General features: G+C 47.6%; 25 protein-coding genes. 4 read left to right on the plus strand and 21 right to left on the minus strand.

Features of this window, described 5'->3' with window-relative positions:
* Positions 1 to 157 precede the first annotated feature (157 nt).
* From infB to B3157_RS03075, 7 genes are all read right to left on the minus strand, one after another.
* The gene (infB, locus tag B3157_RS03040; RefSeq protein WP_349680357.1) at positions 158 to 2,251 is read right to left on the minus strand and encodes a translation initiation factor IF-2; all 2,094 of its coding nucleotides are present in this window, start codon (positions 2,249 to 2,251) and stop codon (positions 158 to 160) included.
* A 3-nt stretch (positions 2,252 to 2,254) separates the two neighbouring features.
* Positions 2,255 to 2,581 (minus strand): L7Ae/L30e/S12e/Gadd45 family ribosomal protein, encoded by a 327-nt coding sequence (locus tag B3157_RS03050; RefSeq protein WP_103134448.1) that lies wholly within the window; start codon positions 2,579 to 2,581, stop codon positions 2,255 to 2,257.
* Between the two features lie 13 nt (positions 2,582 to 2,594).
* Positions 2,595 to 3,221 carry an MBL fold metallo-hydrolase gene (locus tag B3157_RS03055; protein WP_292588765.1) on the minus strand — a complete coding sequence of 209 codons (627 nt, stop codon included), beginning with the start codon at positions 3,219 to 3,221 and terminating at the stop codon, positions 2,595 to 2,597.
* Between the two features lie 64 nt (positions 3,222 to 3,285).
* Complete coding sequence (yfcE, locus tag B3157_RS03060) at positions 3,286 to 3,771, minus strand: phosphodiesterase (RefSeq protein ID WP_292588766.1); 486 nt, start codon at positions 3,769 to 3,771, stop codon at positions 3,286 to 3,288.
* A 32-nt stretch (positions 3,772 to 3,803) separates the two neighbouring features.
* Entirely contained in the window at positions 3,804 to 4,451 is a 648-nt protein-coding gene (locus B3157_RS03065; RefSeq protein WP_214061240.1) for a thiamine diphosphokinase, read from the minus strand.
* The gene (locus B3157_RS03070; protein ID WP_292588768.1) at positions 4,448 to 5,638 is read right to left on the minus strand and encodes an RNA polymerase subunit sigma-54; all 1,191 of its coding nucleotides are present in this window, start codon (positions 5,636 to 5,638) and stop codon (positions 4,448 to 4,450) included. Before B3157_RS03070 ends, B3157_RS03065 begins: the two co-directional genes overlap by 4 nt.
* On the minus strand, positions 5,622 to 7,136 hold the full coding sequence (locus B3157_RS03075; RefSeq protein WP_214078576.1) for an NAD(P)H-hydrate dehydratase: 1,515 nt from the start codon (positions 7,134 to 7,136) through the stop codon (positions 5,622 to 5,624). Before B3157_RS03075 ends, B3157_RS03070 begins: the two co-directional genes overlap by 17 nt.
* Before the next feature lie 77 nt (positions 7,137 to 7,213).
* Here B3157_RS03075 and B3157_RS03080 point away from each other — a divergent pair, with 77 nt between their 5' ends.
* Positions 7,214 to 7,930: a hypothetical protein gene (locus B3157_RS03080; RefSeq protein ID WP_214078577.1), complete on the plus strand. Its 717-nt coding sequence runs from the start codon at positions 7,214 to 7,216 to the stop codon at positions 7,928 to 7,930.
* Here B3157_RS03080 and B3157_RS03085 read toward each other — a convergent pair.
* Positions 7,921 to 8,175: a hypothetical protein gene (locus B3157_RS03085; RefSeq protein ID WP_292588772.1), complete on the minus strand. Its 255-nt coding sequence runs from the start codon at positions 8,173 to 8,175 to the stop codon at positions 7,921 to 7,923. The genes B3157_RS03080 and B3157_RS03085 overlap by 10 nt on opposite strands.
* Positions 8,176 to 8,340: 165 nt before the next feature.
* On the opposite strand from B3157_RS03085, the gene B3157_RS03090 reads away from it, so the two are divergent.
* Complete coding sequence (locus B3157_RS03090) at positions 8,341 to 8,748, plus strand: methylglyoxal synthase (RefSeq protein WP_214060174.1); 408 nt, start codon at positions 8,341 to 8,343, stop codon at positions 8,746 to 8,748.
* Here B3157_RS03090 and B3157_RS03095 read toward each other — a convergent pair.
* From B3157_RS03095 to B3157_RS03140, 10 genes are all read right to left on the minus strand, one after another.
* Positions 8,665 to 9,912, minus strand: coding sequence for a DNA polymerase Y family protein (locus B3157_RS03095; RefSeq protein ID WP_292588847.1), 1,248 nt, complete (start codon positions 9,910 to 9,912; stop codon positions 8,665 to 8,667). The two genes, B3157_RS03090 and B3157_RS03095, sit on opposite strands and share 84 nt — an antisense overlap.
* Positions 9,909 to 10,148: a hypothetical protein gene (locus tag B3157_RS03100; RefSeq protein WP_243392248.1), complete on the minus strand. Its 240-nt coding sequence runs from the start codon at positions 10,146 to 10,148 to the stop codon at positions 9,909 to 9,911. Before B3157_RS03100 ends, B3157_RS03095 begins: the two co-directional genes overlap by 4 nt.
* Positions 10,149 to 10,222: 74 nt before the next feature.
* Positions 10,223 to 10,681 (minus strand): SprT-like domain-containing protein, encoded by a 459-nt coding sequence (locus B3157_RS03105; RefSeq protein WP_099829196.1) that lies wholly within the window; start codon positions 10,679 to 10,681, stop codon positions 10,223 to 10,225.
* A gap of 97 nt (positions 10,682 to 10,778) precedes the next feature.
* Positions 10,779 to 11,204, minus strand: coding sequence for a biotin/lipoyl-containing protein (locus B3157_RS03110; RefSeq protein WP_214060172.1), 426 nt, complete (start codon positions 11,202 to 11,204; stop codon positions 10,779 to 10,781).
* Positions 11,201 to 11,551: an OadG family protein gene (locus B3157_RS03115; protein WP_214060171.1), complete on the minus strand. Its 351-nt coding sequence runs from the start codon at positions 11,549 to 11,551 to the stop codon at positions 11,201 to 11,203. Before B3157_RS03115 ends, B3157_RS03110 begins: the two co-directional genes overlap by 4 nt.
* A gap of 10 nt (positions 11,552 to 11,561) precedes the next feature.
* Complete coding sequence (locus tag B3157_RS03120) at positions 11,562 to 13,100, minus strand: acyl-CoA carboxylase subunit beta (protein WP_214060170.1); 1,539 nt, start codon at positions 13,098 to 13,100, stop codon at positions 11,562 to 11,564.
* A 13-nt stretch (positions 13,101 to 13,113) separates the two neighbouring features.
* A complete protein-coding gene (gene mce, locus B3157_RS03125; protein ID WP_292588779.1) occupies positions 13,114 to 13,521 on the minus strand; it encodes a methylmalonyl-CoA epimerase in 408 nt (135 codons plus the stop codon).
* A gap of 5 nt (positions 13,522 to 13,526) precedes the next feature.
* Positions 13,527 to 14,378 (minus strand): methylmalonyl Co-A mutase-associated GTPase MeaB, encoded by an 852-nt coding sequence (gene meaB, locus B3157_RS03130; protein WP_292588781.1) that lies wholly within the window; start codon positions 14,376 to 14,378, stop codon positions 13,527 to 13,529.
* Positions 14,379 to 14,383: 5 nt separating this feature from the next.
* Positions 14,384 to 14,779 carry a cobalamin B12-binding domain-containing protein gene (locus B3157_RS03135; RefSeq protein WP_099829190.1) on the minus strand — a complete coding sequence of 132 codons (396 nt, stop codon included), beginning with the start codon at positions 14,777 to 14,779 and terminating at the stop codon, positions 14,384 to 14,386.
* Between the two features lie 12 nt (positions 14,780 to 14,791).
* Complete coding sequence (locus B3157_RS03140; RefSeq protein WP_300980180.1) at positions 14,792 to 16,399, minus strand: acyl-CoA mutase large subunit family protein; 1,608 nt, start codon at positions 16,397 to 16,399, stop codon at positions 14,792 to 14,794.
* 223 nt (positions 16,400 to 16,622) lie between these two features.
* Here B3157_RS03140 and B3157_RS03145 point away from each other — a divergent pair, with 223 nt between their 5' ends.
* Positions 16,623 to 17,621 carry a M42 family metallopeptidase gene (locus B3157_RS03145; protein ID WP_214059808.1) on the plus strand — a complete coding sequence of 333 codons (999 nt, stop codon included), beginning with the start codon at positions 16,623 to 16,625 and terminating at the stop codon, positions 17,619 to 17,621.
* The gene (locus B3157_RS03150) at positions 17,621 to 19,399 is read left to right on the plus strand and encodes a TIGR03960 family B12-binding radical SAM protein (RefSeq protein WP_292588784.1); all 1,779 of its coding nucleotides are present in this window, start codon (positions 17,621 to 17,623) and stop codon (positions 19,397 to 19,399) included. Before B3157_RS03145 ends, B3157_RS03150 begins: the two co-directional genes overlap by 1 nt.
* On the opposite strand, the gene murC is transcribed toward B3157_RS03150, so the two are convergent.
* The 3 genes from murC to B3157_RS03165 are packed head-to-tail and all read right to left on the minus strand — an operon-like array spanning position 19,377 to position 22,883.
* A complete protein-coding gene (gene murC / locus B3157_RS03155) occupies positions 19,377 to 20,720 on the minus strand; it encodes a UDP-N-acetylmuramate--L-alanine ligase (protein WP_214078581.1) in 1,344 nt (447 codons plus the stop codon). The genes B3157_RS03150 and murC overlap by 23 nt on opposite strands.
* Positions 20,717 to 21,787 carry a UDP-N-acetylglucosamine--N-acetylmuramyl-(pentapeptide) pyrophosphoryl-undecaprenol N-acetylglucosamine transferase gene (locus B3157_RS03160; protein ID WP_214078582.1) on the minus strand — a complete coding sequence of 357 codons (1,071 nt, stop codon included), beginning with the start codon at positions 21,785 to 21,787 and terminating at the stop codon, positions 20,717 to 20,719. Before B3157_RS03160 ends, murC begins: the two co-directional genes overlap by 4 nt.
* Positions 21,774 to 22,883 (minus strand): FtsW/RodA/SpoVE family cell cycle protein, encoded by a 1,110-nt coding sequence (locus B3157_RS03165; RefSeq protein ID WP_214078583.1) that lies wholly within the window; start codon positions 22,881 to 22,883, stop codon positions 21,774 to 21,776. Before B3157_RS03165 ends, B3157_RS03160 begins: the two co-directional genes overlap by 14 nt.

A 22,883-nucleotide genomic window follows, 5' to 3' on the forward strand; every position in this document is an offset into this window, starting at 1 on the left:
ATTCTAAGAACGAAGAACAGATCCTCGCTCTGGAACGAATAACGTTTTCCTCGGAGAACCGTTCGACGGCGAACCCAGCCTGTTTTGGCACACTTCGAACCTCGTTTTCTCGAAAAAAAAAGGCCCCGTTAAGGGACCTCATTCATCTATCAGGGACCTATTCGGTGAAATCTATTGTTCTCTTTACGCTCTTCTTGCTGTGAAACTCTAGTTGATCTTCTTCCTGGAAGTCATCAAAGCCGAGCGCCTTTATTCCGCACTCCTTTGGGGCATCTACCCTGCTCGCATCGTCTTTGTAATGCTTGAGCACTTCGATCGCTACGTCTGCGATTTCCTCGTTCTTTCTGTATACTCTCATCCTGCCTTTCTTAAGCACGTGTCCATCGTCCACCTGAACACCGGCTATAGTTCCAACTTTATTGATTCTGAACAACTGCTTTATGTGTCCATGGCCGATCACTTCATCGACTTCCTCGGGTTCTAGGAGACCCTCAAGGGCTTTCTTGAGGTCGTCTATCAAGTTAAAGATGATCTCGTAAACTTTGATCTGTACGCCCTCAACTTCTGCCTGTTTTCTTGCCTGGGCATCGGGTTTAACTTTGAAGCCCATTATTACGGCATCGGAGGCAGATGCCAGCATTACGTCACTCGAGTTTACAGAGCCGATACCAGAATGGACGACCTCAATCCTGACGTCGTTATTCTCTAGCTTGGCCAAGGCCTGCTTCAGAGCCTCGACTGTACCGAAGGAATCGGCTTTCAGTATCACATTGAGATCCTTCTTCTCGTCAGTGTTGCCAGTCGTTGAGAGGAATTCTTCAAGCCTGATATGGTGCCTGGTGGTAACGGATTTTTCTCTCTGAGCCTGATTCTTTGCGTATTCGGCAAGCGATCTTGAAGTATCAAGGCTTTCAACCGCGTACACAATGCTGTGGACATCGGGAACCTCGTCGAAGCCAATAATCTGCACAGGATCTGAAGGATGGGCTTCTTTGATTCGCTTCCCGTATTCGTTAATCAATGCCTTCACTCTGCCTGAGGCAGAACCGGCAACAACGTAGTCGCCAGGTCTTAAAATCCCGTCTTTTACAATGAGAGTTGCCAGGGGACCTACGGCCTTGTCCAATCTTGAGTCAATAATGATTCCTCTTGCGTTTCCTTCGGGAATGCACTTCACATCTGCTACTTCGGCTACAAGAAGGATCATCTCAAGAACATCCTCAACGCCCTTGCCTGTTTTCGCAGATACAGGAACTGTTACAGTGTCCCCGCCCCAGTCTTCAGGAACGAGGCCCAGCTTCGAGGCGAGCTGTTGCTTAGTAAGGTCTATGTTTGCGTTTGGTTTGTCTATCTTGTTTATCGCGACAATTATGGGCACATTTGCTGTCTTCGCGTGGTTGTAAGCCTCTATAGTCTGCGGCATAACACCGTCGTCGGCCGCTACAACAAGAACTACGATATCCGTTGCCTGAGCTCCGCGCGCTCTCATTTCGGTGAATGCCTCGTGCCCGGGCGTATCAATAAACGTGATCTTCTTGTTTCTTATCTCGACCTGGTAAGCACCTATGGTCTGGGTAATGCCTCCGATTTCGTCTTCGGCGACCTTGGCCTTTCTAATTCTGTCGAGAAGCGTAGTCTTCCCATGGTCAACGTGCCCCATAACCGTGACGACCGGGGGCCTCTGAACCAGTCTTGAGCTTTCCTTGTAAGATTCCGCGTAAGAACTCGAGATGCTCTCAAAGGGATTCATCTCTTCTTCATGAACCAGCTCCACTTCCCATTCGTAATTCTTGGCAATTTTCACCGCGTCTTCAAGCGAGAGAATCTGGCCGGGNNGGCCGGGGCGAAGTATTATCCCGTTCATGAACTGATCCTTTATCACCTTGGAGATCTGAACGTTCATCCTCTTGGCGAGTACGTCGAGCTTGAATTCGTTGCTCTTCAGCTTGATCGTTCTTACTTTATGCTCAACCGGAATTTTTTTCTCGGTCGCCGGCTCCTCTTTCGAGACCAATTTCTTCTCAAGATTCTTTACTTCTTTCTCCTGAATCTTATTCTTCGCCTTTTCGACCTTCCTTAAGATCTCCTTCTTTTCTTCCTCATAGAGACCAACGATGATATTAACGGTCTCCTCGTCAAGAACGGACATATGGTTCTTGACGGTAACACCGAGCTCCTCAAGTTCGTCCAGCAGCTCTCTTGCCGTTATGTTAAGTCTCTTAGCAAGTTCGTACACTCTGGCTTTTGGCATAGCTCAGTCACCTCCCGCCTGTGTCATTATCTTTGAGATTTCCTCTGCAAGGCCATCATCGGCAACTGCCACTGCAGAGATGTTGTCTTTGCCGATGGCCTTTCCCAGAGCGATGCGGTCGTGTTCTTTGAGAAGAATACAGCTTGCCCCGTGGCTCTTGCATCTCTTAACCCAGTCTTCCTTTATCGAATCGCTGGTATCGCAAGCCAGAATGAGAAACTTTCTTCTTAACGGCTGCCTCAAATAACCCCTAAGTTGCTCTTTACCAAACACAACCTTGTTTGCTCTTCTGCCTATTCCTAGGAGAGATAGAACTCTCTTTTCATCCATATCATGCCCTCGATCAATGATATCTGAGGACGACTATTCTAGTTCCCACGTCGGCCTTTTCTTCAAGTCTTAGTTCGTCGAGTTGTTCGAAGGGATCGCCTGCAAGGAACTCTTCGACCTTCCCCAGCTCGAAAGTCAGGTCTTCTGTCTTAAAATGCATAGGAATTACACAGAACGGAGCGAGGTCTCTCGTCAGTTCTCGTGCCAATCCGCCATCGATTGTGTAGACACCGCCAACAGGTACTAGGAGAACATCTGGATTCTTCAACGCCTCGATCATTTCCGAATCCAATCTGTGGCCGAGGTCTCCGCAATGAACGACCCTGAACCCGTCCGGAGTTGTGACTTCAAAAACGATGTTCTTGCCGCGTTTCTTGCCCTGAACGTCATCGTGAAAAACCGAATGACCCGTTATTGCAAAGCCATGTGCGTTTCTGCTGTCTGGCGTGTTAACTAGAACATATCCGGGTTGGAATCGATCATGCGCGTTATGATCATGGTGCTGATGGGATTCCAGAATAATGTCCGGCTTCACCGCGGGCATATCATAACCGACTCCCTCATCGAAGGGATCGATTAGAAGAGTCTTTCCATCGCACTCAAGCGAAAAACACGAATGTCCATGCCATCTCAAAACCATATTCATCACCCAGATATTTATTATATCATGGGTTCAGTAACATGTTTAGGGAAGGTTCGCGCTCCTAGAAGGGTAACACGAGAAGCTCCAGACCTTCGAGATTCTTGAGAGACACAGTTTGCTTTCTGAAATCGATTATTCCGTATGAACCTCCCGTTTCATCCTTGGGTAGTGAGGGACTCCCGGGATTGAGGAAGATCAGGCCATCATTGCTCGAGAGTCGCGAGATGTGAGTGTGACCGGATATCACCAAACCGCGATCGTTGGGAAAGCAGTAGTTCTTGTGACCGTGCGTTACGAATAGTTCGAGATCGTTTATCAACAGAGAACGGGCGCTTGGAGCATCTTCCTGACCGACCAGCGATAGATCAATTTCGCTATCGCAGTTTCCCCTAACTCCAATGATTCTGTTGGACAATTTCCCTAGAAAATCGGCAAGCGCCATGGGATCGTAGCCTTCTGGCAGAGGGTTTCTCGGCCCGTGATAGAGATAGTCCCCGCAGTGAATAACGAGAGTGTTTTCGTCCACTTCAGTAAGTACTTTCTTCACTCTCGTCAACGAACCATGCGTGTCGGATATTACTATCGCTCTTTCAACCATCTGAAGTATAGGGCGGTACCTCCTTTACAGAGAATCTGCACTTCTCTTTCTATCGTCTCGTTTGAAACTCCAAGCGGGTTCCCGTACTCAAGAAAGGCATCTCTCAAAGGGTATTTGAAGCCCTTTAGACTGATCATGGTCGGCTGTCCTCCGAAGGGGAACAGAGACCAGGTCTCGCCTAGTTCTACTGAGCAGATAAGCTCTTTGGATACCATTCCGATCTCTACACTATCCTCCACTATTGTTGCTTTCAAGGAGTTCCTCACACCGTAGATCGAAGCAAGAGTACCCATGAAGTGATCGAGGCGCAGACCTGTGGCGCCGAAGATCTCCACCTCCGCTATGCCCCGTTCTTCAAGGGCCTGAAGCGCGATCTGAGTATCTGTATCATCTTTTTCAGGCGGGTATATCAAGACAAGGGAACCCTCACTTCTGCACCAGGAAAGAGTGCTTCCGCTTACAGAATCCATGTCGCCCACAAGAAGGTGAGGATGAATTCCGAGGCGCTTCAACGTCTCGGCACCCGAATCTGCCGCTGCTACAAAAGGAGTCTCATGTAGCTTCCTCAAGTAGAATTCTGTTGAAGAAATGTACTGCCCACCGACAAACAAGACAGCTTTTGTTATCATTTCGTTTTTCCTAATCCCAGCTGGTTTCTATATTTGTTGACAGTTCTTCTTGCAATGCAGATGTCCCTATTCTTCAGCTCAACCACAAGCTGTGAATCGGAAATTCCGGGGTCCTCTTTCACGATCTCCGCAATCACTTCCAGTGCTTGTTCCTTCTCTTGTACATTACCGAAAAAATACCTTATCGGGAAGGTTCCTACCGGTGTCTGGACAAACTTATCCTTCACGGCGCGACTAATTGTAGAGACCACAACCCCTATCTTGTCAGCAATCACATTCATCTTCAGGGGCCTGATCTTGTCGCTCGTTTTCAAGAGGAAGGGTGCGTTTCTCATCACTATTTCATTGCCTATTGTGATAAGGGTGGCCTTTCTCCTTTCGAGGGCAGTTATGTAGAACTTCGCCTCCTCAAGTTTCTCTTCTATGTATTTTCTAGCAATCTTCTCGCCATACTGAAGAATCTCCTCGTATGATGGGTCTACATTCAGGACGAGTGAGTAGTCTCTAACAGTAACTATGAACTTCTCATCCAGAAATTCAATGTAAAGATCAGGCTCCACGTATCTGACAAATGCGCCGTCGCTGTATCCCGAAGACGGGAAGAGACCGGGGCCTATGAGAGCTTCGAGTTCTTTCAGACTGGAAGCGAAGACGCCGTCAAAGCCTGAATCCCTCATTATCGAAATTACTTCTGAAAGTTCTTCTATAGAGCAATTGTTCAGGTCGGCAATCTCTTTCAGTTCTGCTGTTAGCATGCCGAGGTCGTCCATATTGTCGAGCAATACTTCGAAGAGACAGAACTGGTCATCGTCCAGGATATAGAAGCCGAAATCTCTCAGAATCTCTTTGAAGGTCGGTTGCTGGGTCTCGATTCTGTCAAAGTCCCAACCGTCTCGATCGGTGCTCTCGGATTTCATATATATTGAGTTGCTTGCAGGAAGCGAGTAAAAGTCGCCTCCATCCGTATTCTCTTCATCCTCAGGTTCTTTTTCGGAATCACCTATGTCTTCAATAAGCTCGTAATCCTCTCTTTTCATTTCCAGAAGAGGATTTGCTTGCACGATCTCTTCAAGCTCAGCAGAGATTTCCAGTGAATTGAGCTGAAGGAGTTTGAGAGCCTGCTGAGCCTTGAGCGAAAGGCCAAGCTTCTGCTCCAAACGTTGCGATATGTTATGGCCGAGTTCCATGAAGCCTTCTCTCCATCTTTCTCAAATGCTCAAATACGAGCGAGTAAGATTCAGAGATCTTTGATGCCGAGTTGCACGGTTCGCAGAGATCTGACAGTTCGGCCGCTCTTCCCATCAAGTACATACCGAGAACGCCGGAGCGTTCCAGATCGCCTGTCTGCGCAGCAAATCCAGCGATAGTTCCTGCCAGCAAATCACCGCTCCCGGCTTTTGCGAGAGCCGTGCTCCCGGCCGTGTTGATAATTATCCTTCCATTCTCATTGCAAAAGACAGATGAAGCTCCCTTAAGGATGGCGTTCATACTTAGGCGTGAACAGAACTCAATGAAGGAAGCAAGATCTGTTCTTCCTTCATTCAAGCGAGCAAACTCTCCGATATGAGGAGTAATGAGTACATTTCGAGATCGACCCAAGATCGAGAGATCATTCACGAGTGCAAACAGCGCATCAGCATCCACAACAAATTTCTTCTCCGGGAAGGATTTCAGGAACTTCAATACGAACTCGATGCTCCCTTCACTTCTTCCAATGCCGGGACCGAGCACGATACTGTCAATCTTATCGATAGCTTCTGAAAGGTAATCGACATCTCTTGGGACGAGAGTATCTCCGCTGCTTATCATGGCAATCGCCTCAGGCAAGTTGTTTCGGATAACGTTTGCAGAGCCTTTAGGAGTGTACGTGTATACAAGCCCGCAACCCGACCGGAAGGCTCCTATGGCTGCCAAGAATGGCGCCCCTGTGTAGACTTCGCTTCCTCCAATAACAAGAACAGAGCCGTAGCTTCCCTTGTAGCTGTTGCGAGCTCTCTCCGGAAGAAGTTCTGAAGCCATCTCATCGTCTATAACTTCTGAATCGGCGAGAGAATCCATAATGCTTCTCTGGAAGCCGGCGCTGCTTACAACAACCTTACCGCAAAATTCGCGCCCCGGATAGAGAAAATGACCTGTTTTCGCTAGACCGAAGGTCACTGTCTTATCAGCTTTGAAACAGTTTCTGGACACGCTACCGTTGTAACCGGAGACTCCCGAAGGGATGTCAACAGCCAGTCTGTAAGCATCGAGACGATTAACGTACTCGAAGAGAGAAAGAATCTTCTCCTCAAGACTACCGTGAAAGCCCGTTCCAAAAATCGCATCGACCACCATATCGGATCCGGCAAGCAAGTCGCCAACGATCGACTCTTCTTCGAGCTTTACACCTTTGCCTCCAAGAGAGACGTATATTGTAGCGTTTGTCTTACAGTCATCTGTTGTAGGAGCATAGCACTGAACAACCGTCACGTCGATGCCTGCGGCATGCATTAGCCTGGCCGCTGCATAGCCGTCACCGCCGTTGTTGCCACCTCCACACAGAATCGCGGCTTTGCGGATATTGAGGTCTGCAATCTCCTCGTAAACGCTGCGGGCCGCCTCCTCCATCAGAAGCAGTGAAGGTACTCCCTTATCTATTATCCTTTGATCGATCTCCCTCATCTGAGCGGGAAATGCTACCTTCAAATCATCACCCCTCAATCAGATCTTATCATTTTTTTCGAATTCCTCGCATGTTATAATCTCGCGAAGAGGTGAGTAAGATGAAACTTTCTGCGATTGCAATTATGCTGTTTTGTCTACTGGCCGGAGCATTGTGCTTTGCTTCGGACGGCGCCTACGATGATCTTACTCTCTTCATCCAGCAGGTTGTGGATTCTGGTGACATAGATACGCTTTTGAAGGTGCATTTTCATCTGGTAGATACCGAGTCTCCCGATAATGGGTATACTGATCTCGAAATGAAGGTAAGGCTTATCATAGCGGGTGGCGAAGATCTCTATATAGAGTTTTTCGAGCCGGAAGAGTTGAGCCAGATAGCTCTTGTATATCTTTCAAGGGAAGAAGTGACTTTTAGTGTCGTCAGGGAAGAGGCTTGGAAGCAATACAGATCAAGTTATCAGACTAATCTGATGAGCAGCCTTCTCGACCAGTTCTTCGAAGGTCTTCTCCAGTCTTCCAACTTCACCTGGAGTGTTATAACGGAAGAAGAAAGACGAGTTTACATGATCGATCCGTCCGAACAGAGATTAAGGTTGCTCGGACTTCTCAGCGGAGGGGGCTATCTCCCTAATCTCATGCATATTCACGTCTCCTTTTTGAGGAGAGAGGGTTACTTCCCGAAGATTGAGTATGTGAAGATAACCGATAGAGTCGGTGACGAGTATCTTCTCTTGGAGGTTGACGAATTCAAGACCGCGGTGGACAGATCTATCTTCACCGATCTTAGAGGTAAGTATTACGAGACTTTTCAGAAGTAATCGCTCTTGATCCGTGTCAGTATTCTCGGTATGTCGATATCGAGATCTCTGTCGTAGGGTCTTGTCGTCACGGTAAAGTCCCTGAGTCTTACGTGAAGGCTCTTTGTAACTCTTATTTCGCCCCTGATAAGCAGATAGCAGCCTCTGTAGATTTCCGCGAATGCCCTTTTCGATTCTCTTTCATCAAAACGAATGTCAAAGATTTCTTCGGCTTCTCCCCCACTCCTGTATACGCATATCCTCACCTTGAAGAATCCGCCCCGCACAGTCGATTCCGGGTCCGTAGTGGCTTGTCCGTATATTGTTATCTCGTTGAATGAAAGGGACAGATCAATTCACCTCAGCTAGCCGCCAGGAGTTTCAATGGGCGGAATATGTTATCATCTTCTTGTTGAAAAACGGAGGTAGCCATGAGTAAAAAACCACGAGTAGCATTGATAGCTCACGACAAGAAGAAGATCGACCTAATAATGTTTGTCAGGGAACACCTGGATGTATTCAAGAAGTGTAACATTTTTGCAACGAGTACGACGGGCAACATCCTCAGGGAGAAGGTCAAATTGGAGCTCACTTCATTCAAGTCCGGCCCGCTGGGTGGTGACCTCCAGATAGGCGCTCTCATCGCCAATGACGAGATAGACTTCGTCATCTTTTTAAGAGACCCGCTTACCGCACAACCCCATGAGCCGGATGTGAGCGCCCTTCTAAGAGTGTGTGATGTTCATAACAAACCGTTAGCAACTAACCTCGCGACGGCAGAAGCCCTGGTAATGGAGATCAGAAGGTTTCTCAAGCTTTCTGATATCGGGGAGGAATAGTATATTTCCCGGAAATATCGAGTATTCTCCGAATTTCCTCTCTATTTCCAGCACGGTTTCGAGCAGTTCTCTTTCCTTTTCAAATAGGGATAACTGTCTTTGATTTTTCTTTTCACTAAGGGCCCAACAGGATATTCCGATAGCTCTGACGGCCGTTCCGTTCCAGATTGAACTAATAAGCCACGGGGTGATCTCCGTCATGTCTTTGATCGAGGATATCGTGAAGTTCAGCCTCTTTGAAAGAGCCTTTGAACTCCTGTCAGCATATCTTAGGAACAGGCTGACCCCTGAGCTTTCCATCTTGTATCTTCCAAGTCTGTAGATTACCCTTGCCGACAGGAAGTTTGTTACTCTCACGATAAGATCGAAATCATTAATATCACCCGATAGCGTCATAGAATGACCCACGGACTTCGGTCTCTCTTCTTTGAAAAACCCCTTCCTTGAAAACCGGTTTTTAGTAAGGCTTTGCAGAAATCCCATGAAGGCATTTCCAAACATCGTGTACAGATCCATAGGAGACTTTTCCAACCCTTCCAAAAGCTCACCTGTCATTTTGTATCCCATGGATTCGAGCTTTATCAACGTGTGCTTCCCGATTCCCGGAACGTCCTTTACGGGTATCTCATTCAGGAACTCTCTTTCCATGCCGTCTTTGACCACTACGAATCCGTTTGGCTTGGAGTAATCACTGGCGATTTTAGATATGATCGGATTTACCGAGATTCCAACCGAGGCGGTTATTCCGAATCTCTCCTTCAAATCTCTCTTAAAGGAAATGAATCTGTTAATCGACTCCTCCAGTTTAGTGTGAAAGCTGAGATCTATGTAAGCCTCGTCTACGCTCGCAACCATAACTCTGGGTGATACAGAGGTCATCATTTTCATTATCTCTTTCGATATATAACCGTACTTCTTTGACTGCACTCCTACGGCTATAAGATCGGGACAGAGCTTCAGGGCTTCGAAAAAGGCCATACCCGATTTAACGCCAAGTCTCTTTGCCTCGTAACTCGCCGAAGTCACAACGGAATGCCGCTTTCCAATCCCTGTTACGGCGATCGGTTTACCTTTAAGTGTCGGATTTGCCGCCTGCTCAATGCTTGCGAAAAACGCGTCCATATCTATGTGCGATACGTAAGGAATTCCTTTCAAAGCAATCACCCTCCAAGAAGATAGCTGTACCATTTCTTCGCATCTTCGTCAAATTCAAGATTGTAAGCTCCAAGTGTGGTCATTACTGAGAAATGATAGATTTTCTGAGTCCCCACGGCCTCCACCCAGAAGGAGGTAACGGCATTCACAACTATTTTTATACCATCGTAACTGAACCTTACCGGCACAAAATAATCTCCATGAAAGTATACAAGCACCTTCGTGAGCTTCTTATAGGCTTTCATAAATATCACCACTTAGATATTAGGTATAAATTATTATAACAGATGAATTTCTAGAAAGGCAAGTGTTTATTCGATTATTTTTCCTGAAGTTCTATCGGGGCTTTACAGCAGGAAGATAGACCTTTTTTCTCTCTGCGGTTGAAGGAGAGGGCAACTGTCTTCTTACAAACGGAACACACCCATCTGTGTACTGGAAGACCCTCGTACTCGGCTACGATATCGAAATCCAGCTCTTCAGCCAGTTTCTTGAATTCCGGTGAACCGTGTGAGAAATCCCTATCGTTTGTCATCAGGTAGAAGTGCGACAACTCGTGCAACAGGGTCTTTTTGAGAAGCTCTTCATTTTCCGAGATAGAAGAAGAAATCTCAATCCTTAGTGGAGTAAGCGTTCCCCGATTCCTCGAGTAAACTAGCCTCCCGAGAATTCTCTTCAATCTGGAGTTGAAGGAAAAGGGAATGTCTGGAAAGACCCCGAAAGCCTTCAAAGAGAGTTCTCTAGCCTTGGTTGCCAGATTCCTATTTGCTGAATCCACTCTGTCTCCTTTCAATCCCGTCGATTGTGGAGAAAATCAAGAGCTAAGCTGCGGAAGACGATGTTAAATAAAGACATAGGAGCGATGATCACCGCCCCTATGCAAGAACTATCATTATTTCGCCTGCGTCTATGTTATCTCCCTTTCTGACCCTCACTTCTTTGACAGTACCAGAGTTCTCTGAAAGTATGCTGTTCTCCATTTTCATTGCTTCGAGAATTACTACTTTCTGCCCTGGAGAGACAGAATCTCCTGTCGAAACGAGTACCTCGATGATCGTTCCCGACATCGGCGACAGTATATTGATTTCATCTCCCGATCCACTGGATTCTTTGACTGGCCCGACCGGTTTCGGAGCTTCCTCGACTCTCGCTTCCTGCCTGGGCCGAGTTGCAGATTCGACCTTTTGGCGTGTGTCGGGTTCCTGAATTGCTCCGCCCGAACCAGAATCGTTTACAGAAGAAAGCTCTTCAATCTCGACGTTATATTCTTTGCCGTTAACTTTCACTATGAATCTTCTCAATTCCTGCTCCTCCTCACTTTCCAGTAGACGGTTGGTTCACGGCGTTTCCAAAGCGAAGCTGCCGCAACGGGAACGGAGGCAACGCTTCTGACTTTGAAGTTGCTATGACCCATGAATGAAGTTACTGCTGCAGTTATTGCGGCGATGACTTCTCCTTCATCGCCGTCTTGTTTCTCCGGCCCTCCGGATATATTTGTAGGGACTGGTTTTGGAACGAGGGCCTTCACTACGCTGGTCTGTTCCTTCGATAGCAGACGACCAAGAATGTTGAAAATCACATAAAGCATTGCCAGCGCCAGGAATACGATTCCTATGCCTATTATGGTAATCTGAACATATTGCTCCATCAAACACACCTCATAGCGGTATATTACCGTGTTTCTTTGACGGTCTTCCTTCGACTTTTGTATCCAGCGTTTCCAAAGCTTTTATTATCTCGATTCTGGTGACGGCCGGATCAATTACTGATTCGATATAGCCTCTCCCGGCTGCCACAAAGGGATTTGCAAATTTCTCCTTGTACTCGGCAATCTTCTCCTGTCGAGTCTTTTCCGGCTGTTCTGAAGCGTTGATTTCTCTCTTGAAGATGATATTCGCTGCGCCCTCTGGCCCCATGACCGCAATTTCAGCTCCAGGCCAGGCGTAGACGATGTCGGCCCCAAGATGCTGACTTCCCATGGCTATGTAAGCTCCGCCATAGGCCTTCCTCAGGATCAATGTGATCTTGGGAACGGACGCCTCGCTGTAGGAGTAGAGTAGTTTCGCCCCGTGACGGATTATCCCGCCATGCTCCTGAGAGACTCCGGGGAGAAATCCCGGCGTGTCCACGAAGGTTATTATCGGAATGTTGAAGGCATCCAGGAATCTTATGAATCTGGCAGCTTTGTCGGAGGCGTTTATGTCTAAAGAGCCTGCAAAGACAGACGGTTGGTTCGCCACTACTCCCACAGACCTGCCACCGATTCTCGCAAATCCAATTACCATGTTCTTAGCGTACTGCTCGTGCACTTCAAGGAACCGGCCTTCGTCTACAGCGAGTGAAATCACCCTTTTCACGTCATATGACTGCTTTGGGTTTTCGGGGACGATATCCCGGAGTTCTTCAATAGGGTTGCCAGGAATCGACTCGGTTTTTGACGGCTCTTCGGCGTTGTTCTGAGGAAGATAATCCAGCAACGTCTTGACTAGCAGCATCGCTTTCTCATCGTCTGAGGCCAGGAAGTGAGCGTTTCCGCTCTTGGTGTTGTGCACCAGAGCTCCTCCCAATTCCTCCATCGAAGTATCCTCGCCGGTTACTGCCTTGATCACCTGAGGACCTGTGATAAACATCTGGGAGCTCTTGTCCGTCATTACTATGAAGTCTGTTATCGCAGGTGAGTACACTGCTCCTCCTGCGCACGGTCCACAGACGACGGTTATCTGCGGAATGACCCCCGAAGAAAGAGTGTTTCTGTGGAAGATCCCTCCGTAACCGAATAGTGAATCAACACCTTCCTGAATTCTCGCTCCACCGGAGTCATTTATCCCAACGATTGGGATGCCGAGTTTCATGGCCATATCCTGAACCTTCATGATCTTCTTTGCATGCATCTCCCCCAGAGAGCCGCCCTGCACGGTGAAGTCTTGAGAGAAGATTGCGATCTTTCTCCCGTTTACCGTTCCGATTCCAGTAACAACTCCATCTGCTGGGAACTCCTTATCTGCGAGTCCGAAACTCGTTGCCCTGTGCCTTACAAATCGGTCGAATTCCTCGAAGCTACCTTCATCGCAGAGAATATCTATTCTCTCTCTTGCACTGAGCTTGCCCGCCTTATGCTGTTTTTCGATCTTTTCTTGACCGCCGCCAAGGATAATCTTATCGTTCTTCTCGAAAAACTCTTCAAGTCTACCGGCCATATCTATCACCCCCTCAGTGATGTCCCTCAACGAGTTCCATCAGAACTCCTCCTGTGCTCTTTGGGTGGAGGAAGACTATCTTTGTTCCACCGACTCCCGACTCAGGCTCTCTTGAGAGAGGTTTGAGTTCCAGTGAAACAGCCTCTTCAATTGCGGCTTTAACATCGTCAACACGGAAGGCGATGTGGTGAATGCCTTCTCCTCTGCTTTCCAGGAACTTGGATATCTGACTATTCTCAGATAGCGGTTCCAGAAGTTCGATCCTTGTGTCGCCAACCTTTATGAAGGCAACCTTCAGCCCTCGCTCAGGAAGCTCTTCGATACCAGTGACTTCGAGTTTCAGAAGATCTCTGTAAACGGAAAGCCTCTCTTCGATCGATTCAACGACTATGCCAATGTGGTCTATCCTTTCGGATTTCAATCTGATTACCTCCCAATATTCTCAAGAAGATACCTTATTAGTTCTTCAAGTTTATCATTTTCGGCGTAGTGTTCCTTTATTATCTGGTACGCGCTGTTCAAGTTATTGTAAAGGTTACGCTTGTTTCGCCTTGCTGACAGTCTTCCGGAGTTCGCGAAGTCGGCCAGCACCTCCTCTATCTTTTTGAAGAGTTCCTTCAGGCCACTGCCCTTAATCGAGTCGGTTTTCAGAACTGGCAATCGCTTTCCAGAAAGTTCGAGAATAGCTTTTGTTCTGGAGGCAAGTTGTTCGGCTCCCTGAAGGTCGCTCTTGTTAATGACAAATATGTCGCCAATTTCCATAATACCGGCTTTCATGGTCTGAACGTCGTCCCCTAGGCCAGGAGCAAGAACCAGAAGGACTATGTCGGCAAGGTTTGCTATATCGGTTTCCGATTGGCCTGCTCCGACTGTTTCAACGTAGATCCGATCGTACCCGCTCCTGCCCAGAAATTCGACTGTGTTGTAAATAGAAGGACTAAGCCCACCGACATTTCCTCGACTGGCCATTGATCTCACAAAGATCCTTGGATCCTCGGTAGCCCGTCTCATTCTGATTCTGTCACCAAGAAAGGCACCACCGGTGAATGGGCTAGACGGATCGATGGCGATAACGGCAGTGGCCTTTTCCTCGGCACTAATGCACACAAGATGGTCGGTGAGAGAAGACTTGCCGGCCCCCGGACTTCCAGTTATGCCTATCACGCAGTAGTCGCGTTCGGGCAGCTCCCCAATCATCTCCCTCGCTGAATGTGTATTGTTTTCAATTAAGCTCAAAGATTTTGAGACACTTAGCTGGTCAATCTTAGCCGGTTCCATCGATTTCATTTCTTAACCGTTTCCTCTATCTTCTCGATTATCGATTTCAGAGAGGTCCCTGGCCCAAACACTTCAAGAATTCCCGCCCTTCTAAGCTCTTCGGCATCTTCCGATGGTATTATGCCTCCAACAAAGAGAGGTTTGTCCCCGATTCCGGCTCCTTTCATAAGCTCCAGCACCTTTCTGCAAATTCTCATATGGGCCCCGGAAAGTATAGACAGTCCAATTACGTCGACGTCTTCCTGCAAGGCAGCTTTTACTACGGATTCGGGAGACTGTCTAAGGCCTGTGTAGATGACTTCCATTCCCGCATCCCTGAGTGCCATGGCGACTACTTTTGCTCCCCTGTCATGTCCGTCAAGCCCCGGCTTTGCAACGAGTACCTTTATCTTGTTCATCATGTTCACCTCTCTCTAAAGAATCACGGCTTCGGTGTATTCACCGAAGATTTCTCTAAGAGCGTTTGCGATTTCTCCCAGAGTTGCATATGCTCTTACCGCATCGATTATTATGGGCATGAGGTTATCGCTTCCCTGAGCTGCTTTCTTGAGTTTCTCAAGATGGTTCCGGACTTCGCCGCCATCCCGCTTCTTTCTCAGCTCCTCGAGTTTCTTTCTTTGCAGGTCTTCTATAGCCGGGTCAAGTCTCAAGATGTCTCTCTCTTGTTCCTCATCGGCGGCAAATTCATTAAGACCTACAACAATGTGATCCTTGTTTTCGATCGCAACCTGATATCTGTAGGCGCTGTCGAGGATTTCCTTCTGCACAAAGCCCGCTCTGACGGCCTCGACCATTCCCCCCAGATCGTCGATCTTCTGAATGTAGTCAAGAGCCTTCTCTTCCATTGTGTTTGTAAGCTCTTCAATGAAGTAAGCTCCACCCAATGGATCGACTGTGTCCGTAACACCTGTTTCAGCGGCGATTATTTGCTGTGTTCTCAAGGCGATAGTGACTGAATCCTCCGTTGGAAGGCCAAGAGCTTCATCAAAAGAGTTCGTGTGAAGCGACTGTGTTCCTCCAAGTACAGCAGCCAGAGCTTGAAATGCGACCCTTACTATGTTATTCATTGGTTGCTGCGCCGTAAGCGTCGAACCACCGGTCTGAGTATGGAATCTCAGCATCATTGCCTTTTCATCAGTCACGCCGAACCTCTCTTTCATTATCTTAGCCCACAGTCTTCTTGCGGCTCTGAACTTGGCTATCTCTTCGAGGAAACCGTTGTGGGAGTTGAAGAAGAACGAGAGTCTCTTCCCAAAAACGTTGGGGTCAAGGCCGGCCTCTGTTGCTGCCTGAACGTATGCTATTCCGTCAGCAAGAGTGAAAGCGATCTCCTGAACGGAATTTGCTCCGGCCTCTCTTATGTGGTACCCGCTGATACTTATTGTGTTGAAATCTGGGAGGTTCTTGGAGCAGTACTCAAAGATATCTGTAATAAGTCTCATAGATGAATCGGGCGGAAAAATATAAGTTCCTCTTGCTATGTACTCCTTCAGAATGTCGTTCTGGATCGTGCCGGTAAGCTTCGAGGCTTCGACACCCTGTTTTTCGCCCACGGCTATGTACATCGCAAGGAGAATCGCAGCGGTGGAGTTTATTGTCATGGATGTGCTGACCTTTTCGAGGGGGATTCCATCAAACAGCGTCTCCATATCCTCCAGGGAATCTATCGCAACTCCAACCCTTCCGACCTCTCCTTCGGACATCGGATCATCCGAGTCGTAGCCGATTTGGGTGGGGAGGTCGAAGGCAACGGAAAGCCCTGTCTGTCCCTGAGATAGGAGGTATCTGTACCTTCTGTTGGATTCTTCGGCAGTCCCAAACCCTGCATACTGTCTCATCGTCCATAGACGGCCCCGATACATCGTCGGCTGAACTCCCCGGGTGAAAGGATATTGACCAGGAAAACCAACCTTCTCTTCGTATTCTTCCTTCTCAGGTGGTGTGTACAGAATCTCAACCTTCTGATCGAAGGAAGTCCTGAACTCCTTCTTCCTTTCGGGGAATTTCTTGAGAAGAGGCATCACTTTCTTCTTCTGCCACTCGTCTTTGAGTTTCTGAAGTCTCTCGCAATTGCTCACAAAATCTCCTCCATTCATGAAGTCCGTATATGTTGACTTGAAGATAGATCAATTATCGTTTGCAGTCAAACGCTACCATTTACGATTATAACCGTCCTGAACGTCTTTGTGAGTCAAACTTCCTATACTCACGGCCTTAGGCTATAATTGGTGAGGAGGTGGCTTCATGAATTTAGATAGATTGACGGACGTTGTTTTTGTTCCCGGCATGACCGGACGAGAAGAGATGATTCGAGCCAAGATAATCGAGATGATTCCCGAAGGTGTGGAGACTTCGATCGACGATCTCGGGAACGTAATTGTTGAGGTCGGCAGCGGGGATACGATTATCGCTTTTGCCGCCCACATGGATGAGATAGGCCTGCTTGTGACCGGCGTTAATGACGATGGGACTCTCAACTTCAAGAAGATCGGTGGGATAGCAGACGAACTTCTCGTCGGCAGACACCTGGACGTGATAACATCTTCAGGTGAGTCGATAGATGGTGTAATCGGGATGACGCCTCCACACCTTCGGGAGAAGCCAGACCTTTCCTGGCAGAGTCTCGTGATAGATGTGGGAACCTCATCAAAAGAGGAAACCGAGAATCTAGGAATAGAAGTACTCGACTATGCCGTTTTCAGAAAACAGATCTCTATTCTCAACGACAAGTACGTATCCGTAAGGTCTTTGGACGATAGATCCGGTTGTCTTGCTCTCCTCGATCTGTTAGATATGCTTTCTGAGGTTAACCTAAATAGAAGGATAGTGCTTGCCTGGACTGTTCAGGAAGAGATTGGGTTGATTGGATCTAGAGCCCTTTCAGAACGCTTGAGGCCCAACCTATTCTTTCCCGTTGATTCCTTTGCCTGCTGTTCAAGACTTACGGGTAATGTAAGACCGGGGAACGGGGCCGTACTCAGGATGTCTGACACCTCCTCTCTGGGAGATTACGGTCTCGGAAAGCGTTTGATGGAATTTGCGAAGGAGAAGGAGATACCTCTCCAGGTCGGGGTAACCGGAGGCGGCACCGATGGGATTCCCTTCCAGCAGAAGGGAATCAAAATGGTTCCCCTGGCGCTTGCCGTTAGGTACTTACATTCAGAGACGGAGTACATTTCGATCGAGGATTACGACAATCTACTGAGATTGATGTTTCTTCTTTCCACAGAGCTCACAGTCTGATGATCGGTTCTGAGTCTATCAGGAAGTGGCTCGTTTCCTCAGGAGTCCTCCACAGAGTCGGAAAACCGAGCCGGTATATCGGCAAGGAGCTCAATCGCGTAGTGAAGAATCCCGAAGGCAGGCTGAGAATCCTTCTTGCTTTTCCAGATACATACGAAGTTGGAATGTCTCACTTGGGGCTTAAGATATTATATAAGGAGCTCAACGAAATCGAGGGTTTTCTTGCGGAGAGAACTTACCTTCCATGGAAAGACATGATCGACCAGATGAGGAGCGCAGGAGTTCCTCTGTACTCTCTAGAGACTTATACCCCGGCTTCAGATTTCGATATACTCGGTCTGACTCTTCAATATGAACTCGGTTACACCAACGTCCTCGCTCTTCTAGATCTTGCAGGTATTCCCGTTCTTCAGAAAGAGAGAACGATCGAGCCGATAGTACTTGGAGGCGGACCGTGTTCGACAAACCCCGAGCCAATGGCAGACTACTTCGATGCCTTTGTTATTGGAGACGGAGAGGCCGTGACTCCTGTTGTCTGCAAGGCAGTGAAGGAGAATATCGACTTGCTTATATCGGGGAGAAGGGGAGAGCTCCTCAGAATTCTGTCTGAGATTGAGGGGGTCTATGTTCCCTCGCTGGGGAAGAAAGAGGTAGTCAAGGCCGTGATTTCCGACCTATCCAGCTATGAGATTGACGGCAAGCCCATCGTCCCTTATATGAAAACTGTACACGACAGGGCTGTTATGGAGGTAATGCGAGGCTGTAATCGGGGCTGTAGATTCTGCCAGGCAGGTATGATCTATAGACCTGTCAGAGAGCGAGCTGTAGAGGAACTCAAAAAATCTGTGGAGAGAGTCCTGGGAGCTACAGGTTATGAAGAAGTTTCTTTTCTCTCGTTGTCCACTATGGATTACTCCTCGATCGATGTTCTGACAGAAGAGGTTCTTCCTTTGCTCGAACCCGAGAGAGTTGCACTTTCCTTGCCCAGCACCAGGATAGACTCCTTTGGAGTTGAGATAGCTTCAAAGATTGCTTCGATAAGGAAGACGGGTTTGACTTTCGCCCCCGAAGCCGGTTCTCAAAGACTGAGAAACGTGATTAACAAGAACGTTTCGGAAGACGATCTTATGTCTGCAGTGAAAGCGGCAAAAGACAGCGGCTGGCAGAGAGTGAAGCTGTATTTCATGATAGGGCTTCCCACAGAAACAGATGAAGATTTACAGGAGATTGTTAGGCTCGCGAGACGTGTTAAAGCGGTCGGTTTCAGAGAGGTCTCAGTTTCTGCGGCTATCTTTATTCCAAAGCCACATACTCCGTTCCAGTTCTCTAAACAGATAAACGGAGAGGAAGCAGAGAGAAAACTTCGTATTCTCAGAAGGGTTTCCGGAAGAGGAATCCAGTTCAGCAGCCATGATCCTTCCGGCAGTACGGTCGAGGGAGTTCTCAGCAGAGGAGACAGAAAGGTCGGTGAAGCAGTATTTAGGGCTTACAGATCGGGAGCAATCTTCGATGAATGGAATGAAGAGTTCGATGCCTCATTGTGGCAGCAGGCCTTTGCAGATGCTGGAATAGATGTTGAAAGTTATATGAAAGGATTCACCCTTGAAGAGGATCTTCCCTGGGAACACATTTCAGTTGGTATTTCGAAACAGTTTCTCATTGATGAATTCGAGAAAGCACTGAGAGGAGAAACTACAGACGATTGCAGATGGGCACATTGTACCGGTTGTGCCGTTTGCCAAACCCTAAACGTTGCTAATGTGCTTCACAGAGTTTGAGAGCGCTCATTTTTGATGCCTCTGTGATGTCGCCCGCTCCAAGGAAGAGTACTACTGCGTCTCTCTTCTTTTCTAGCCATTCGAGTATCTCGGTGTAGTTTACCGCATGGACCGCCGGAACTCCGTAGCTGCTGAGACCCTTCAGAACTTCGGTCTCATCTATCGCATACTCCCCCTTCTCATAAGCTTCGTAGAGCTTGTAAACACAGACTTCACTAGCCTCCTTGAGTGACATTGCGAAACGACCGTTTTCTCTGACCAGTCTGGAGTATCTATGAGGTTGGAAGACGACGACAACGTTCTTCCCGGGGAAGAATTCTCGAGCACCTCTAATTGTGCTGCTTATTTCATCTGGAGTATGTGCGTAGTCGTCAAAGAAAAAAAGGTTCCTGAAATCATCGAGACCTCTGAATGTGAACCTTCTGTCGACAGATCTGTAAGACTCTACAGAGCTTCGGATCGACTCAATTGGGACTCCCATTTCATGAGTTAGGGCAACGGCTGCTGTGGCGTTGTAAGCGTTGTACTCGCCCGGGATCATCAGTTTGAAAATGCCGAGATCAGTATCGCCTTTCCAGCATCTGAAAGTCTGATTCATTATTCCTGTTATCCTATCCGAAAAGCGATAATGCCCTCTGTCTCTCCCGAAAGTGAGACTTCCCTTGAATATCCTTTCGGAGACGGGGTCATCGGCATTTGTCACGAGCAACTTACGGACACCTCTGGAAAAGTATCTGAAGTGGCTTTTGAGATTGTCAAATGAATTATCATAGTGTTCGAGATGGTCGCCCCGAACGTTGGTGATAATCGCATAGTCCGGCTTGAAGGAAGCAAAGAAGCCATCGCTTTCGTCTAGCTCAGTAACTGTAATACCATTTCCTTTTCTGTAGTTCCCATCGTTCAAGAGAGGGTTGATTCCCCCCAAAAAGACGGTGGGGTCCCTTCCCGAGTCGACAAGTATTTTGGATACCATAGCGGTAGTGGTAGTCTTCCCGTCGGTTCCCGTTACGCAGAGAGAGGTGTTTCTTGAAAGAAGGCTTTTAAGCAGCTCCATTCGATATATTGTTGGAATACTCTTCGAAATCGCCTTGACCAGTTCCGGATTGCCCTGTTTTATAGCCGTTGTTCTTACAACGATATCAGGACTTTCAAGGTTTTCATAGGAATGACCAATGAAAACACTCACGCCCTTCGACCGAAGGTAATCTACTCTTTCATTCTCTTCATAGTTCGATCCGTTAACCTGGTTACCCTCAGATGCTAAGTGCATTGCCAGAGCGCTCATGCCAATTCCGCCAATGCCAATAAAGTGATATTTCAAATCGATTCCTCCCGGAGTATATTATCCAACACAATCTCAACTGGTCTTCTTGGAGGTTTGTAACTGATTTCCTTTTGCAACATTTCGTCTATTGCAATGCCCAAAGCTGCGGAGGTCAATTTCTCTTCCAGTATAACATAACCCAGTCCAACTCTTTCCAGAGAGAGCGCGTTATGAAACTGGTGATTTTCAGATGCGCCGGGCCACGGAATAATTATACCCTTTCTTCCGAAATACTGTAGCTCTGCGATAGTGGTTGCCCCACCTCTTGACACGACAAGATCCGCACAGGCTATTACATCTGTAAGGTTCTCTATATAAGCGTAAGGACGTACAAATGGAAATCTTCGTAGTGAGAAAGCCGTCTCATCGTTACCTGTCGAGTGAACAAAGGACAATTCCTTCTTTCTCTCTCTCATTCCACAGTAAAGCTCCTCAAATACCTTGTTTATGGTCTCTGATCCAAGACTTCCACCTAATACGACAATGAGTGGACTTTTCTCTGAAAGACTGAATTTCTTGAAGACTTCGCTTCTCGAGGCTCTTGCTTCCCTTACCGGGTTTCCCGAAGACACGATCTTCTCTTGGGGAATATCAAGAGCCTGCCTGCTTTCCTCAAAAGAGATGAAGAAGAGCCTTGCGTACTTGGCTAGCCTCTTGTTTGCGATTCCGACTACGGAGTTTTGTTCGTGAATAAAAACCGGTATCTCAAGTTGATGAGCGGCCTTCACAACTGGGTAGGATACATAGCCTCCCGTTGAGAAAAGAAATTCAGGAGAGAATTCGCTTAGCTGCCTCTTCACGTAGCGTTCAGTATTGAAGTGGGAGAAAAGTATTCCGGCATTTGCCGGATTGTAGAGTGGCCTTCTCAGGCCTGTCAGCCTAAGAGGTACTCTCTTAGCCCCGGGGAAGTCCTGTTCGACGTTCCTGTCGTCGATCTTTCCTGAGACTGTGAAATACAGCAGATCGAGCTCTCTAGATTTGCTAAGCTCATGCAAAATGGCAACGGCGGGATAGTAGTGGCCGCCAGTGCCTCCCCCGCAGAAAGCTACCCTAAGCTTCTTCATCTTCTCTTTCCCTTTCTTCGTTAGACTCTATTAGTATAGAGAAGACAAGACCGTATCCTATCATCAGAGACATTATCGAGGAACCGCCCGCGCTAACGAATGGAAGCGTGACACCTGTTGGAGGAAAGAGTCCGAGATTGACTGCAATATTGATTGTAGCCTGAATCATCACGTATAGTGCAAACCCAACTATGTAAAGCTTCCCCTCGAGAGCAGTGGAGCCCTTCAAGCCAGCAACTATTAATTCCCTTATGAACCCCACATATGCGAACATCAGCAAGAGAAGACCTAACAGGCCAAGTTCCTCTCCAATGACGGCGAATATGAAGTCGGAGTAGCTAACCGGCAGGTAATACTTGACAAGCCCCATTCCCAACCCTTTTCCGGTGAGGCCCCCGGATGAAATCGCCATCAGCGAATATGAGACCTGCTCATGTTCCTCACCGGTAATCGAACTAAGGAAAGAGGTTATTCTTTGAATCTGATAATCCTCTATAAACCCTCCGCTGTAGAGAACAAGCACCAGTATAACCACAAAGATCAACGCAAGCGCAATATAGCGCAGCTTTATTCCTCCGATTATCATCATAACAAGAGTGATCGCAACCAGTATCCCAGTTGTGGAGAGGTCGGGTTCTATAAACACGAGCATAGCGATTGGCGCAAGGATTCCCAGCGGAATCAAGAACGTCGTCACCAAGTTCCTTTTCTTCAACCCTCCGAAGTATCTAGCTAGAACTATCAGCAAGGAGATCTTCGAAAATTCCGAAATTTGAAGCGAGAAACTTCCGATTTCCATCCACCTGTTTGAGCCGCCCCTATCGGGAAAGAAGAGAACTGCGACAAGCAGTATAAGTGTAAGCGGGTAATAAACCGTGAAGGCCCTCTTAAAATGCCAGGAGCCTTTCATGTAGATGATTATCAACGCGCCGGCCAGACCTATTGCAAAAGCTATCAGCTGCCTCTCAAGGAACTCCGAAGCAGTCACTCCCGGATGTCTTGCCTCCATACTTATTCCGGCACTGTAAATGAACACAAATCCAAAGATAATAAAGACGCTACTATACAGTGCCAGTAACAGATAAGTTCTCTTCAT

The sequence above is a fragment of the Mesotoga sp. UBA5557 genome (genome assembly GCF_002425715.1).
In the GTDB taxonomy this organism is placed as follows: Bacteria; Thermotogota; Thermotogae; order Petrotogales; family Kosmotogaceae; genus Mesotoga.